Source organism: Mesorhizobium sp. B2-8-5 (genome assembly GCF_006440675.2).
Taxonomy (GTDB): domain Bacteria; phylum Pseudomonadota; class Alphaproteobacteria; order Rhizobiales; family Rhizobiaceae; genus Mesorhizobium.
On the sequence record NZ_CP083951.1, the window covers coordinates 488444 to 502128 of the forward strand.

General features: G+C 64.4%; 12 protein-coding genes. 4 read left to right on the forward strand and 8 right to left on the reverse strand.

The window, feature by feature from the left end; translation table 11 throughout:
* Positions 1-34 precede the first annotated feature (34 nt).
* Together pncA and FJ430_RS02255 are read left to right on the forward strand one after the other, a co-directional pair.
* Positions 35-649 carry a bifunctional nicotinamidase/pyrazinamidase gene (gene pncA / locus FJ430_RS02250; protein ID WP_140702115.1) on the forward strand — a complete coding sequence of 205 codons (615 nt, stop codon included), beginning with the start codon at positions 35-37 and terminating at the stop codon, positions 647-649.
* A gap of 169 nt (positions 650-818) precedes the next feature.
* Positions 819-2243, forward strand: coding sequence for a sodium:proton antiporter (locus FJ430_RS02255; protein ID WP_140702113.1), 1425 nt, complete (start codon positions 819-821; stop codon positions 2241-2243).
* A gap of 131 nt (positions 2244-2374) precedes the next feature.
* Here FJ430_RS02255 and FJ430_RS02260 read toward each other — a convergent pair whose 3' ends face one another.
* From FJ430_RS02260 to gcvA, 8 genes are all read right to left on the reverse strand, one after another.
* Positions 2375-3103, reverse strand: coding sequence for an ABC transporter ATP-binding protein (locus tag FJ430_RS02260; protein ID WP_140702111.1), 729 nt, complete (start codon positions 3101-3103; stop codon positions 2375-2377).
* The gene (locus tag FJ430_RS02265) at positions 3096-3824 is read right to left on the reverse strand and encodes an ABC transporter ATP-binding protein (protein WP_140659824.1); all 729 of its coding nucleotides are present in this window, start codon (positions 3822-3824) and stop codon (positions 3096-3098) included. Before FJ430_RS02265 ends, FJ430_RS02260 begins: the two co-directional genes overlap by 8 nt.
* Positions 3821-4783 carry a branched-chain amino acid ABC transporter permease gene (locus tag FJ430_RS02270; RefSeq protein ID WP_140702109.1) on the reverse strand — a complete coding sequence of 321 codons (963 nt, stop codon included), beginning with the start codon at positions 4781-4783 and terminating at the stop codon, positions 3821-3823. Before FJ430_RS02270 ends, FJ430_RS02265 begins: the two co-directional genes overlap by 4 nt.
* Positions 4780-5661 (reverse strand): branched-chain amino acid ABC transporter permease, encoded by an 882-nt coding sequence (locus tag FJ430_RS02275; protein ID WP_140702107.1) that lies wholly within the window; start codon positions 5659-5661, stop codon positions 4780-4782. Before FJ430_RS02275 ends, FJ430_RS02270 begins: the two co-directional genes overlap by 4 nt.
* A gap of 218 nt (positions 5662-5879) precedes the next feature.
* The gene (locus tag FJ430_RS02280; protein WP_140702105.1) at positions 5880-7184 is read right to left on the reverse strand and encodes an ABC transporter substrate-binding protein; all 1305 of its coding nucleotides are present in this window, start codon (positions 7182-7184) and stop codon (positions 5880-5882) included.
* A 155-nt stretch (positions 7185-7339) separates the two neighbouring features.
* The gene (locus tag FJ430_RS02285; protein ID WP_140702837.1) at positions 7340-8779 is read right to left on the reverse strand and encodes a hypothetical protein; all 1440 of its coding nucleotides are present in this window, start codon (positions 8777-8779) and stop codon (positions 7340-7342) included.
* A gap of 184 nt (positions 8780-8963) precedes the next feature.
* On the reverse strand, positions 8964-10268 hold the full coding sequence (pncB, locus tag FJ430_RS02290; RefSeq protein ID WP_140702103.1) for a nicotinate phosphoribosyltransferase: 1305 nt from the start codon (positions 10266-10268) through the stop codon (positions 8964-8966).
* 283 nt (positions 10269-10551) lie between these two features.
* Complete coding sequence (gene gcvA, locus FJ430_RS02295) at positions 10552-11535, reverse strand: transcriptional regulator GcvA (RefSeq protein ID WP_140656078.1); 984 nt, start codon at positions 11533-11535, stop codon at positions 10552-10554.
* 218 nt (positions 11536-11753) lie between these two features.
* On the opposite strand from gcvA, the gene speB reads away from it, so the two are divergent.
* Both speB and FJ430_RS02305 read left to right on the forward strand, forming a co-directional pair.
* Positions 11754-12809 carry an agmatinase gene (gene speB, locus FJ430_RS02300; RefSeq protein ID WP_140702101.1) on the forward strand — a complete coding sequence of 352 codons (1056 nt, stop codon included), beginning with the start codon at positions 11754-11756 and terminating at the stop codon, positions 12807-12809.
* A 74-nt stretch (positions 12810-12883) separates the two neighbouring features.
* Positions 12884-13681, forward strand: coding sequence for a transporter substrate-binding domain-containing protein (locus tag FJ430_RS02305; protein WP_140702098.1), 798 nt, complete (start codon positions 12884-12886; stop codon positions 13679-13681).
* Positions 13682-13685 lie beyond the last annotated feature (4 nt).

Genomic DNA, 13685 nt, shown 5'->3' on the forward strand with positions numbered 1-13685 from the left:
TTGGAGCCCCCAAGCTGAAACGAGAGGGAACCGCATGGCCGAAGAAGCGCTCATCGTCATCGACCTGCAGAATGATTTTTGCCCCGGCGGCGCGCTGGCGGTTGCTGGCGGCGACGAGATCGTGCCTTTGGTCAACGACCTGATCCGGCGGACCGAGCATGTGATCCTGACACAGGACTGGCACCCCGCCGGACATTCGAGCTTCGCCTCCAGCCATGCCGGCAAGCAGGCTTTCGAAACCATGGAGATGCCCTATGGGCCGCAGACGCTTTGGCCGGACCATTGCATCCAGGGCAGTCTCGGTTCCGATTTCCATTCCGGGCTCGCCTGGACCAAGGCCGAGCTGGTGATCCGCAAGGGGTTCCGCACCGCGATCGACTCCTACTCGGCCTTCTTCGAGAACGACCATAAGACGCCAACCGGCCTCGGAGGCTATCTCAAGGAACGCGGCATCGACACGATCACCCTGGTCGGCCTTGCCACCGACTTCTGCGTCGCCTTCTCCGCCCTCGACGCGGTGAAGCAAGGATTCAAGACGACGGTGCGGCTCGACGCCTGCCGCGGCATCGATCTCAACGGCTCCGTCGAGGCGATGCTGGGGCGGATGCGCGAGGCCGGCGTGACGCTCGACGATCATCTGTCGGACTGACCGGACTGTGGGGAAGGCCCCCCTCACCCGGATTGCCCGCCGAATTGCGAAGGGCAATTCGGTGCAATCCGACCTCTCCCCGAGGGGAGAGGAGGTCGCCGGTATGCGCCGCCGGATTGCGGGTTCCCCCTTCTCCCCTTGTGGGAGAGGGTGTCGCCGAAGGCGACGGATGAGGGAGCTTTTTCCATATTTCACCGCGCTCGCCATCGCGATGCTGTTTCCAGCACAGGCGCTGGCCGCCGAAATCCACGAACTGCCCGGCGCCGCGATGTCGCTGTGGTGGGGCCTGCCCTTTGCCGGCCTGCTCTTGTCGATCGCGACCGGGCCGCTGCTCTTGCCGCATGTCTGGGAACATCACTACGGCAAGATCGCCGCTGCGTGGGCCGTGCTGGCGGTCGTGCCGCTGGCGGTGGCCTTCGGCCTTGCTTCGGCAGGCGAAGCGGTGCTGCACACGCTGCTTACCGAATATCTGTCCTTCATCATCCTGTTATTCGCGCTCTACACGATTTCGGGCGGCATCCTGCTTGCCGGCAACATCCACGGCACCCCGCTGGTCAACGCCGGGCTGCTGCTGATCGGCGCGATGCTCGCCTCGGTCATCGGCACGACCGGCGCTTCGATGATCCTGATCCGGCCGATGCTGCGCGCCAACGACAACCGGCCGTTCAACGCCCATGTGGTGATCTTCTTCATCTTCCTGGTCTCCAACATCGGCGGCTCGCTGACGCCGCTCGGCGATCCGCCTTTGTTCGTCGGCTTCCTGCGCGGCGTCGACTTCTTCTGGACGACGGCAAATCTGTGGCGCGAGACGTTGTTCGTCGGCGGTGTCGTGCTCGCCGTGTTCCTGGCGATCGACATCATCCTGCATCGCCGCGAGGGCGGCATGCCGAAGATCAAGGATCTCACTCCGGACACGAAGGTGCGTCTGCGCGGCCTGGCCAACCTGCCGCTGCTGGCCGGGGTTATCGGCGCCATCCTGCTTTCGGCCGCGTGGAAGCCCGGCGTCAGCTTTTCCGTCCTGGGCGTCAGCCTCGAACTGCAGAACCTCGCGCGCGATGCCATCATCCTGGCGCTGGCGTGGCTGTCACTTCGCGTCTCGTACAAGAGCCACAGGGAAGCCAACGGCTTCACCTGGGGGCCGATCGCCGAAGTGGCGAAATTGTTTGCCGGCATTTTCGTCTGCATCGTGCCGGTCATCGCGATCCTGAGAGCCGGCCATGACGGTGCCCTGGCGCCGCTGGTCGCGCTGGTCACGTCGGCGGATGGCCAGCCTAACAACCTTGCCTATTTCTGGCTGACCGGGGGGCTGTCGTCCTTCCTCGACAACGCGCCGACCTATCTGGTGTTCTTCGAGCTCGCCGGCGGCGACGCCCGGCATTTGATGACGGAGGCTGCCTCGACGCTTGCGGCGATCTCGGCCGGCGCGGTGTTCATGGGCGCCAACACTTATATCGGCAACGCACCGAACTTCATGGTCTATGCCATCGCCAGGCATCGCGGCGTCAAGATGCCCGGCTTCTTCGGCTACATGGCGTGGTCGGGCCTGGTGCTGATCCCGACGTTTTTCATCGCCGGGTTTTTGTTTTTTCGATGAGCTGAGCTACTCAATTTCCACCGCCGGCGCTGCCCCTCATCTGGCTGCCGCCATCTTCTCCCCGTGAACGGCAGGGCTATGAGGGGGCAGCGCAGCGGCCGATGGTCTTGGTACGAACGCGCATTCAGCGCTTATCCCACGCCGACATAGCGCCGCACCGCCGACGGGTCGTCACGCAATTCCTCGACATCGACCGTCTCGCGGTTGCGGCCGTTCTCGATGAATGCAACACGATCCGCCACCGAAAGCACGGCGTCGACGCGCTGCTCGACCAGGATGGTCGAGACGCCGAGCTCGCGCAGCTTTGCCACCGTCTCGCGGATTTTGGCGATCATCGACGGCATCAGCCCTTCGGTCGGCTCGTCGAGCAGCAGCACCTGCGGTTCGAGGCAGAGCGCGCGGGCCATGGCCAGCATCTGCTGCTCGCCGCCGGAGAGCGTGCCGGAGCGTTGCCTCAGCCGTTCCCTGAGCAACGGGAAGAGATCGAGCACGCTCTCGCGGGTTTGCGTGCCCTTGCCGCGCGCCATCAGGCCGATCTCGATGTTTTCCGCCACCGTCATCTCGGCGAACAATCGCCTGCCCTGCGGCACATAGGCGACGCCGGCCTTCGGCACGTCATGCGCGGCGAGGCCGGTCAATTCCTTGCCGTCCAGTTTGATCGAGCCGCCGGCCGCCGGGACCAGGCCCATGATCGCCTTCAGCGTGGTCGTCTTGCCGGCGCCGTTGCGGCCGAACAGGCACAGCACCTCGCCCTTGTTGAGCACGAGGTCGAGGCCGTAGAGCACCTGCACCTCGCCATAGAAGCAGTCGAGGCCGGAAATGGCGAGCAGGCCTGTGTCGGCCATGAGGGGCTCAGCCATGGGTCGCTCCGAGATAGGCATCCTGCACCTCGGCGTTGGCGCGGATCTGCTCCGGCGTGCCTTCGGCGAGGATCTTTCCCGAATTGAAGACGGTGATGCGGTCGGCAAGCTGCATGACCACCGGCATGTTGTGCTCGATCAGAAGCACGGTGGCGTCCTTGGCGATCTCACGCACCAGCGTGATGAAATTGTCGATCTCGGCGTCGGCCAGGCCTTGCGTCGGCTCGTCGAGGATGAGCAGGCGCGGTTTCAGCGACAGTCCCATCGCCACTTCGAGCAGGCGCTGGTGGCCGTAGGAGAGCTGTCCCGCCAGCGTGCCGGCGCGGTCGGCTAGGCCGGTGCGCTCCAGCGCCGACATCACGCCGGCCCTGACCGCGCCCCTGGAGCGGCCATCCGTCAGCGTGCGCTGCACCGGCAACGCGACATTGTCGAAGGCGGTGAGGTTGGCAAAGACGCTGGTGATCTGAAAGGTGTAGGCGACGCCGAGGCGGACCCTAGCATAGGCCGGCAGGCTGGTGATGTCGCTACCGTCGAAGACGATCATGCCCGACGACGGCTGGATGCGGCCCGAGAGCAGGCTGACGAAAGTGGTCTTGCCGGCGCCGTTGGGTCCGATGATGGCGCGGATCTCGCCCGGCATCAGCGCGAAGTCGACGCCGTCGACGGCGCGAAGACCGCCGAAGTTGCGCGACAGGCCCTTGGTGGTCAGCAGCGGCATCATGGCAGCCACCCCAGCCAGCGCTGGCGGATGCTGCCCATAATGCCCTTCGGAGCAAACAGGACGAGCAGGATGAGCGCCACGCCGACGATCAGGAGATAGGCGGAGGTGAAGCCGCTGGTGATGTCGGTGACGTAATACATGAACAGCGTGCCGATGAGCGGCCCGAGCGTGGTCGCGGCACCCCCCAGCAGCACCCAGAGCAGCGGCAGGATCGAATATTGGACGCCGGCGAAGCTCGATCCGACATAACCGAACAGCAGCGCATAGGCGGCGCCCGACGCCGCGCAGATGGCGCCTGAGGCCACGACGGCCGCGAGCTTGTTGGCGACCGTGTCATAGCCCAGCATCTTTGTCCGCTCCTCGTTCTCGCGGATGGCGACCAGGACACGGCCGAAGCGGGAGCGGACGACGGCAAGGGTGATGAGCAGCACGACCGCGAACAGCGCCAGCGCGCTCATATAACGAACGGTCGGATCGGTCAGGTCGAGGGAGGTGCCGCCGATCGAAAACACCCGCGATGCCTGCTGGATGACCAGGCCCTGGTCGCCGCCGGTCCAGGCGGCGAAATAGAGGATGAGCAGGTAGAAAACCTGGGCGAACATCATGGTGACGATCATGAACGCCACACCCGAGGTGCGCAGCGCCAGCAGGCCGATGACCAGAGCGAGCAGCGCGCCGCAGACGACTCCGGCAACGAAGGCTTCGGGTACACCCCAGCCGAGATGATAGACGGTCAAGCCCGCGCCGTAGAGGCCGGCCGAGAAGAACATGGCGTGGCCGAGGCTGAGCAGGCCGACATAGCCGAAGAGCAGATTGTAGCCCATGGCGAAGACGGCCAGCGTCATGATGCGGGCGGACAGGCCCTGGTGATAGTCCGGCAGGATGAAGTTCAGCGCGAAGAGAAGCGCGATGACGCCGATATGCAGGGCGTAGGCCTTTGCCGGCGAAGCATCCCTCATCGCGGCGTGGTCCCGAACAGGCCCTGCGGCCGGAACACCAGCACCATGGCGACCACCAGCGTGGCGATGATCTTGGCGAGCGTCGGCGAGAAGAACATCGAGATGATGCCGTCGGAGAGGCCGATCAGGACGGCGGCGACCACAGTGCCGCGCAGCGAGCCGAGCCCGCCGATGATGACGACGATGAAGGAAAGCAGCAGCGAGTCCTGCCCCATCAGGTAATGCGCCTGGCTGATCGGCACGATCAGCACCGCGGCGATCGCCGCCAGCATGGCGCCGACGGCGAAGACGCCGGCATAGACGCGCTCGACCGGGATGCCGAAGGCCTGCGCCGTCTCGCGGTCATATTGGGTGGCGCGCATGATCAGGCCGATCTTCGTTCGCGTCAGCACCAGCCAGGTGATCACCAGCAGGATGGCGGAAGCGGCAACCACGGAGAGCTTGTAGCCGGAATAGCCGAACCACGGCAAAAGGATGCGGTAGCTGAAGGGCGGCTCGACCGGTCGGGCCTCGGGGCCATAGAAGGTCAACGCCAGTTGCTGGATGATGTAGAGCATGCCGATGGTGGCGACGATGGTGCCTTCGGGATTGTAGTTGAGCCGGCGCAGCACCAGGCGTTCGGCGACGAGCGCAACCAGCCCGACCAGCACGGGCGCGATCACCAGCGCGGCCACGAAACCGATCGCCGGGTGGCCCGAGATCGCCGTCGAGACCGCCCAGGCCAGCACCGCGCCCAGCATGAAGAACTCGCCATGGGCGACGTTGACGACGCGCATGACGCCGAACACCAGCGAAAGGCCGAGCGCCGTCAGCGCCAATACGGCGGAGGTGACGAGACCTTCGAGGGCGGCGAGGAGGAGATGGGGTCCGAAGTGCATATGCTAAGCACCAACGGATGCGCGAGGCACCCCCCTCTGCCCTGCCGGGCATCTCCCCCGCAAGGGGGGAGATTGGCCTTCACCTAAGGCTTCGCCAATCGCCAAAGGAAGAAAATAGGCGCTGCCGCACGAACTGCTGATCTCCCCCCTTGCGGGGGAGATGGCCGGCAGGCCAGAGGGGGGTGCCTTGGCGCTCACGTGTGCAGGAGCAGCTAAGCTCACAGCGCCTGCGTCGTGTAATCCCCTTCCGGCTCGTAGAGGCCCTCCTCGATCTTGGTCTTGTGCACGACCTTGAGCTTGCCGCCTTCGACCTTGGAGATGTTCTGGATGCCGAAGCACTGGTGGATCTTGCCGTTGAAGGTCTTTGGACCCTGGGGATGCTCCGGCCCCTCGGCGAATTCCTTCAGCGCCTCGGTCGCCTCGACCAGCTTGGCGCGGTCCTCCGGTCCCTTGTAGCCGGCATCTTCCATCGCCTTCTTGACGACATAGAGCGTTTCCCAGCAGCCGAACATGTGGGCGGCGGTGGAGACGTCCTTGGGGTCGCCGACGGCGGCGCCATTGTCGTCGATGCCGACGGCGGCGCGATAGGCCTTCTGCGCGGCCGAGTCATCGGCCTGCGCGTAACGCGGCGAGCCCTCCCAGAAATGGCTGCCGTCGAGGAATTCGAGGCCAGGGCTGTTGATGTCGACGGCCTCGAGCGAATCGATGAAGCCGAAGAGCTGCGGCCGCTGCGAGCCGTAGAACTCGCCAAGCTCCTTGACGAAGGTGAGCACGGCCGGGCCGACCATGACATGATAGATCACCTCGGTCTCGGCCGGGATCTGCGGGAAGTATTTCGTGAAGGAGCTTTCCGTCGGCGGGATGGCGATCTGCGCGATCACGTCGGCGCCCTGCGCCTTCAGCGCCGGCGGCAGGTAGTCGCGATGGTCGTAGCCGAAGGCGAAGTCGGGGAAGATCTGCGTCACCTTCTTGCCGGCGTTCGCCGCGATCCATGGCGCCATCGACTGGATTTGGCTTTTCACGTCGGTGATGCCGGGCTGGAAGACGTAGCGGTTGAGCTTGGTCGAGGCGACGTGATGACCTTCGCTGACCACGAAATAGGGGATCTTGTTCTCGCCGGCGGCGGGCGCCGAGCCGATCACGACATGCGAGAACAACGTGCCGAAGACGATGTCGGTCTTATGCTGCTTGGCGAACTTGGCCACCACCTCGGCGCCGCGGGCGGGATCGGTGCCGTCATCCTCGATCACCAGCTCGACCTTGCGGCCGCCGATGCCGCCGGCGTCGTTGATCGCCTTGACGGCGGCGGCGCTGGTCTTCTCGTACCAGCGGCCATAGGCGGCGCCGATGCCGGTGCGGTGCGACTGGAAGCCTATTCTGATCGGTGCCGAGCTCTGCGCCTGGCTGTAGCGGACGAAGCCGGGCGCCAGCGCCAGGCCGGCGCCGGCGGCGATGCCCTTCAGCGCGGTGCGGCGGGATAGTGTGGTTTTCGAGAGGTCGAAAAATCCGTTCTTGTCGGCCATGTCGGTTCCCCTGTTTTTTCAGAATTGACCAGCGATAAGGCGGCTAAACCATCCCGTTCCCGAGGATGGGAAAATTGCATGTGTACAAACTAAATCACCAAAGCTTTGGCCTGGCAAGCGAGCTTTACCCGACGGCACCGGAGCGCGCCCTTGTGTCATCCGGCGGTCGGCGTGGCAAGCAACCACAAGCCGAAGATCGTGTAGGCGATCATCAACAGTGTGAGCGGGAGCTGGCTGAGCGCGGCTCGCGATGGCTGCGGGTGGAGACGCCAGGCAAGGCCATGCGCGACGAGCACGGCCAGCACATGGCCGGCGATGATGACGCCTGCCTGAAGATTCCACAGCCACCAGGCCGACTGAGCGCCGGCGACGACGCCTGCCTCGACCATCATGTCGGCGGTGCCGAACAGGTTCCAGCCGAGCGCGAAGGGATCGGAGAGAGCGACCAGGGCGTACTGGCCGTCAACCAGCAGCACGGTGAGGTAATGCGCGATGTGGTAGGCAAGCGCGATCGGCACGATCGACCAGACCAGCAGGCCGGCGGCTTTTCCGAACGACTGCACATCGCCGGCGAGGCGTTGGCCGAGAAAGACGGCCAGCGCGAACGCCGCCGCAAGCAGGATGAAGGTCAGGACGAGGCCAAAGCCGCCGATGCCGATCAACGCGGTGCGGCCGGGAAATTCCAGCGGGTTGATGCCGAACTGAGCGAGCCAGAAGAAGGTTTTCGACAGGCCGTCAAAGGATACTGAGGACAGGGCCAGGAGGAGAAAGGCGGTGCCGCTCAGTGGCAGCGGCTCAGCGGCGAGCAGCTTGGCGCCGGGCCAGCAGAGTCTCAGCCGGCCTTCGAGGCGCTCGACAGGCGCGAAGCGCGCGACCATCGAGAAAAAGACGCTCAGGAACTCGCCGCGCTGGCTCCAGCCGTCGTAGCCGAAGATGAGCATGGCGACGAAGCTGACCAGCCAGTAGATGCCGGCGGCGCATGCCAGCCGCGCGGGATCGTCTGGCGCGGGATCGATCAGCTCGAACCAGGCGAAGGCGAGGAACAGCGCGAAGGCCGGCCAGTAGCCGAGCCATGACGGCAGGCGTGACCGCTTTGCATCGCCCGCATGAATGCCGAAGACGCGAGAGGCGACGCGCCAAGGCCCGTACCACGGGTTGAGCCACGCCCAGAGGTCGCCGAGCACGCCCTGCAGCAGCGTGAAACCGGCCCAAAGCAGCGTCCAGACCACCAGCGGCAGCGGATTTGAGAGCGGGTCCCGGCTACCGAAAAGGCCGGCGGCGATGAGAAGTGCGAAGCAGGCAAAGGAAATCAGGCTGACGACGGCGCGCGGGCGGTGGCTGAAGGTGAGGAGCGACAGACGCTTGCGCCAGAAATTGTCGAGGGCGGCGGGCGGCAGCAGCGCCAGGACGAGGAAGCTGACGGCCACGGCAAGCGCGCCGCCGGCGAGGTAGTAGCGGGTGGGCAGCAGCAGGACATGGCCACGGTCGGAGGCGTGGGCGAAGGCTGGGGTGGGGAGGAGGGCAAAGGCGAGCGCCTTAATGGCCAGTCTGCAGCGATGGCGCTCTACGGCGCCCCCCTCTGTCCTGCCGGACATCTCCCCCACAAGGGGGGAGATCAGCAGCTCGGGCGCTCGGCGCTCTTCTTGCTTCGTCGGTGATTGGCGAAAGCGAAGGTGACGTCTAATCTCCCCACTTGTGGGGGAGATGTCCGGCAGGACAGAGGGGGGCGCGAAGGAACTCGGCTTATCCAGGAATTCCATTCGTCCGGGCCTTAAGCCTCTACACCTTCACCAACTGCTCCACCCGGCCCTTCTCGCCGAAAATCCTCAGATACCTTTTGATCTCCTTCTCGTCCCCCGTCGCCTTGGCGGGGTTGTCCGACAGCTTCACCGCCGGCCGGCCATTGGCCTCGGTGACCTTGCAGACCAGCGATATGGCGTCGAGGCTGTCGGTTTCGGTCGGGGCGCAGCCTTCGAAATCGTTGGTGAGGTTGGTGCCCCAGCCGAAGGACATGCGCACCTTGCCGCGGAAATGCCTGTAAGTCTCCTCGATGGTCTCGACCTCCAGACCGTCGGAGAAGATGAGCAGCTTCTGCTTGGGATCCTTGCCCTTCTTGCGCCACCAGTCGATGATTTTTTCGCCGCCCTCGATCGGCGGGGCGCTGTCGGGGCGGAAGCCGGTCCAGTCGGCGACCCAGTCCGGCGCGTCGCGCAGGAAGGAATCCGTGCCGAAGGCGTCGGGCAGCACGATCAGGAGATTGCCGCCATAATAGCGCTGCCAGTCCTGCAGCACCTTGTAGGGCGCCTCGCGCAATTCCTCCTCGGAATTGGCCAGCGCCGCGAAGACCATCGGCAGCTCATGCGCGTTGGTGCCCAAAGCTTCGAGGTCGTTGTCCATGGCCAGAAGCACGTTGGAGGTGCCGGTGAAGGCATCGCCGATGCCTTCCTTCAGCGCCTCGACGCACCAGCGCTGCCACAGGAAGGAGTGGCGGCGTCTTGTGCCGAAGTCGGAAATGCGGATGCCGGGCAGCGCTTTCAGCCGCTCGGTCTTGGCCCACATCTTGGCCTTGGCGCGGGCGTAAAGCACATCGAGCGCGAACGGCCCGTAGGAGCGCATCGCCGCGCGGGAGCGCAGCTCGTTGATGATGGCCAAGGCCGGGATTTCCCAGAGCGTGGTGTACATCCAGGGGCCGGGGAAGGAGAGCTCGTACTGGCCGTCACGCCTGGAAAGTTCGTAGTCGGGCAGGCGGAAATTCTCCAGCCAGGCCAGGAATTCCGACTCGAAGATCTGCTTGCGGCCATAGAAATTGTTGCCGCCCAGCCAGATCATCTCCTTCTTGGAAAAACGCAAGGTGCGGGCATGGTCGAGCTGGGCGCGCAATTCGCCTTCGTCGATCTCGTCGGCCAGCCGCACCGAGGTGGTGCGGTTGATCAGCGAGAAGGTGGCGTCGACCTTGGGATACATGCCCCAGATCATCTGCAGCATCAGGAGCTTGTAGAAGTCGGTGTCCAGCAGGCTGCGGACGATCGGGTCGAGCTTCCAGGTGTGGTTGTAGACGCGCCGCGCTATATCGGTTTTTGCCATGTCTCAATGCGCTTTCGTTGCTCGCTAGATCAGGATGACGTTTCGTTGAATCGCCATCCTGATCTAACTTTTTTGTTGAGCATGATCTTTTCCGAAAACCGGTTCCCACTTTTCGGGATCATGCTCTAGCCGCGGGAATGCCTCTTAGCACTGTATTTTCGAACGCGCTTGCTGCTTTGTAAGCTGGCCCGACAAAAAGCAGCTGTGCAAGTCCAACCATCAAGACGCCGCGCCAGAGCATTTCCAGACGGAGGCTACGGCGAAGTCGCCGAGCCTAACCGCTTCACACTTTTCCTGGAATTGCTCTAGCCCCGATCACCTTCAGGGCGGGGCGTTTCCTGCGGCTGGGCACGCGGCCGGCCACCGGCGCGTCGGCCCGGCCCTCGTCCTGCTCCTTCTCGGCGAACAACCAGTCGATGAAGAGCTGGACGATCGGCGCCGAGCGCATTTCGTTGCGGCAGACGACGTAGAAATCATCGACCGCCGGCACCGACAACGTAAAAGGCGCGACGAGCATGCCCCTGGCCAGCAAGGCGCGTGCGGTGACGGAATCGCCGAGCGCCACGCCATGGCCGTGCACGGCAGCCTCCGTCGCCATGCGCGCATCGCCCAGATGATGGCGGCGGCCGCGTTCCAGATCGAGCGCATCGGCGGCGGCCAGCCAGGTGTGCCATTCGCGGCCGTCGTCGCCATGCAGGAAGACGTGATCGGCAAGGTCGCGGACGCCGCGGATCGGCCGGTTGTTGATCAACGTCGGGCTGACCACGGGAAAAAGTTCCAGCCCCGACCATTTGCGTATCCAGCAATCGCTCCAACTGCCGTCGCCATAATGCACGCAGACGTCGATCTGCGGGGCGCGAATATCACGGGCGTCGTTGGATGGGATCAGCGTCAGCTGGATGTCCGGATATTGCGCCGTGAAGGAACCGAGCCGCGGCGTCATCCAGAGCAAGAGCAGCGCCGGCACGCAGGATACCGACAGCGCGCCCGCGCTTGCCGGCCTAGTCATGCGCTGGGTGGCGGCGGCGATGCCGTCGAAGGCGGACGAGACCGCCGGCAGGAATTCGGCGCCATGCGGCGTCAGCTTCACGCGCTGACCGGCGCGCTCGAAGAGTTTCACGCCAAGCGATTGCTCGAGCGCCTTGATCTGGTGGCTGACGGCGCCGTGCGTGACATTCAGCTCACCCGCGGCCTTGGTCAGCGAGGCGTGCCGCGCCGCGGCTTCGAAGGCGCGCAGCGGGTTCAGGGGCGGCAGGCGCTTGGCCATGGGTCGGCTCCTACTTTGTGAGATTTTCTCACAGCCAAGACCCTAACAATATCAATTGATTTTTCAAAGCGGCTGCCCGACACTTTTGCCCGGAACAGCTTCAAGAGACGTGGAATCCGCAGCACAGCCGGCGGGCAACGATCCAGCCGGACAACAGGCTGGCTTGGCAAATCGTCCCTGTGGGCAGCGCTGCAGGCAGGCAAGAGAGGAGACCGGACATGGGTTACGATCGCAGCAAGCTCGAAGCGTTGCGCCGCAAATATGGCGAGAGCCATGGCGGCGAGATGTTCGACCCGAAATTCCGCAAGGTCGCCGACAAGATCTTCAACAAGTCGGGCACAAGGCTGGCGCCCTATTCCGGCATCCCGACCTTCCTCGCCGCGCCCTATCGCGAAATATCGGCCGACAATCCGGATTTCGGCGACTTGCAGGTGGCGATGATCGGCGTGCCGATGGACCTCGGCGTCACCAACCGTCCCGGATCGCGCTTCGGGCCGCGCGCGCTGCGCGCCATCGAGCGCATCGGACCCTACAACCATGTGCTGGAATGCGCGCCGACGCATGAGCTTCGCGTCGCCGACATCGGCGACACGCCGTTCCGCAGCCGCTACCGGCTGGAGATCAGCCATGAAGACATCGAAAAGCGCACCAACCAGATCGTCGACGCCGGCGTGCTGCCGCTCTCGGTCGGCGGCGACCACTCGATAAGCCACCCGATCCTGAAGGCGGTCGGAAAAAAAGCGCCGGTCGGCATGATCCATATCGATGCCCACTGCGACACCAGCGGGTTGTTCGACATGACCAAGTTCCACCACGGCGGACCGTTCCGCAACGCGGTGCTGGACGGCGTGCTCGATCCCTCGCGCACGATCCAGATCGGCATTCGCGGCTCGGCCGAGTATCTGTGGGAGTTCACCTACGAATCCGGCATGACCGTCGTGCATGCCGAGGAGGTGACCGGTCTCGGCATCCCCGCCATCATCGAGAAGGCGCGCAAAATCGTCGGCGACGGCCCGACCTATATCTCCTTCGACGTCGACAGCATCGATCCGGCCTTCGCGCCCGGCACCGGCACGCCGGAAGTCGGCGGGCTGACGACGCGCGAGGTGCTCGAATTGCTGCGCGGCCTGAAGGGCCTCAACATCGTCGGCGGCGACGTCGTCGAGGTGGCGCCGCAATATGACGCGACCACAAACACCGCCCATGTCGGCGCCCAGGTCCTGTTCGAGATTCTCAGCCTGATGGTGTTCAGCCCGGCAATCAAGAAGGGCTAATGCCATACCAACACGGCCGCCGCGCTGGAGCCGGCGGCCGGATGCAACAAACAAGCTTCCAGCAGGGGAAAAAAATGACTCTTCGCAACGCACTGAAATCCGTCATCACCGCGGCTGTCATCCTCGGCGCCGGCCTGGCCACGCAAGCGAAGGCCGATGCCGTCGACGACATCACCAAGGCCGGCGCCATCAATGTCGGCATCTTCTCCGACTTCCCACCCTTCTCGTCGGCCAGCGCCGACATGAGCATCAAAGGCTACGACGTCGACGTCGCGCAGGCGATCGCCGATGCCTTGAAGGTGAAGCTCAACCTGGTCAGCGTCACCGGCCAGAATCGCATCCCGTATCTCACCGCCAAGCGCGTCGATATCCTGATGAGCGTCGGCTACTCCAAGGAACGCGAGCAGGTGATCGACTTCGCCGCAGCCTACGCGCCCTACTACATCGCCGTCATCGGTCCGAAGGCAATGGCGGTCAAAGGCAAGGAAGACCTTGCCGACAAGTCGATCGCCGTCAATCGCGGCACGCTGGAGGACACCTCGCTGACGGAAGCAGCACCGGCTTCCGCCGACATCCGCCGCTTCGACAACTACAATGCGGTTATCCAGGCCTTCATCTCCGGCCAGACCCAGCTGATGGTGGTCGGCAACGATGTCGGCGCCCAGGTTCTGGCCAAGCAGGACGCGCTGAAGCCGGAGCAGAAATTCCAGCTGCTCACTTCGCCTTCGCATATCGGCCTCAACAAGAACGAGGACCGGCTGAAGAAGGCGGTCAACGACGCGGTCGCCAAGATGCTCGCCGACGGCAAGCTCGACGAGAGTTCGAAGGCCTGGCTGAAGACGCCGCTCAATCCCGACAATCTCAAGGATTGAGCTG

Excerpts from the sequence above, each read along its gene's own strand:
- pncA (WP_140702115.1), top strand. The coding sequence starts at position 35 with ATGGCCGAAGAAGCGCTCATCGTCATCGACCTGCAGAATGATTTTTGC.
- FJ430_RS02255 (WP_140702113.1), top strand. The coding sequence starts at position 819 with ATGAGGGAGCTTTTTCCATATTTCACCGCGCTCGCCATCGCGATGCTG.
- FJ430_RS02260 (WP_140702111.1), bottom strand. The coding sequence starts at position 3,103 with ATGGCTGAGCCCCTCATGGCCGACACAGGCCTGCTCGCCATTTCCGGC.
- FJ430_RS02265 (WP_140659824.1), bottom strand. The coding sequence starts at position 3,824 with ATGATGCCGCTGCTGACCACCAAGGGCCTGTCGCGCAACTTCGGCGGT.
- FJ430_RS02270 (WP_140702109.1), bottom strand. The coding sequence starts at position 4,783 with ATGAGGGATGCTTCGCCGGCAAAGGCCTACGCCCTGCATATCGGCGTC.
- FJ430_RS02275 (WP_140702107.1), bottom strand. The coding sequence starts at position 5,661 with ATGCACTTCGGACCCCATCTCCTCCTCGCCGCCCTCGAAGGTCTCGTC.
- FJ430_RS02280 (WP_140702105.1), bottom strand. The coding sequence starts at position 7,184 with ATGGCCGACAAGAACGGATTTTTCGACCTCTCGAAAACCACACTATCC.
- FJ430_RS02285 (WP_140702837.1), bottom strand. The coding sequence starts at position 8,779 with ATGTCCGGCAGGACAGAGGGGGGCGCCGTAGAGCGCCATCGCTGCAGA.
- pncB (WP_140702103.1), bottom strand. The coding sequence starts at position 10,268 with ATGGCAAAAACCGATATAGCGCGGCGCGTCTACAACCACACCTGGAAG.
- gcvA (WP_140656078.1), bottom strand. The coding sequence starts at position 11,535 with ATGGCCAAGCGCCTGCCGCCCCTGAACCCGCTGCGCGCCTTCGAAGCC.
- speB (WP_140702101.1), top strand. The coding sequence starts at position 11,754 with ATGGGTTACGATCGCAGCAAGCTCGAAGCGTTGCGCCGCAAATATGGC.
- FJ430_RS02305 (WP_140702098.1), top strand. The coding sequence starts at position 12,884 with ATGACTCTTCGCAACGCACTGAAATCCGTCATCACCGCGGCTGTCATC.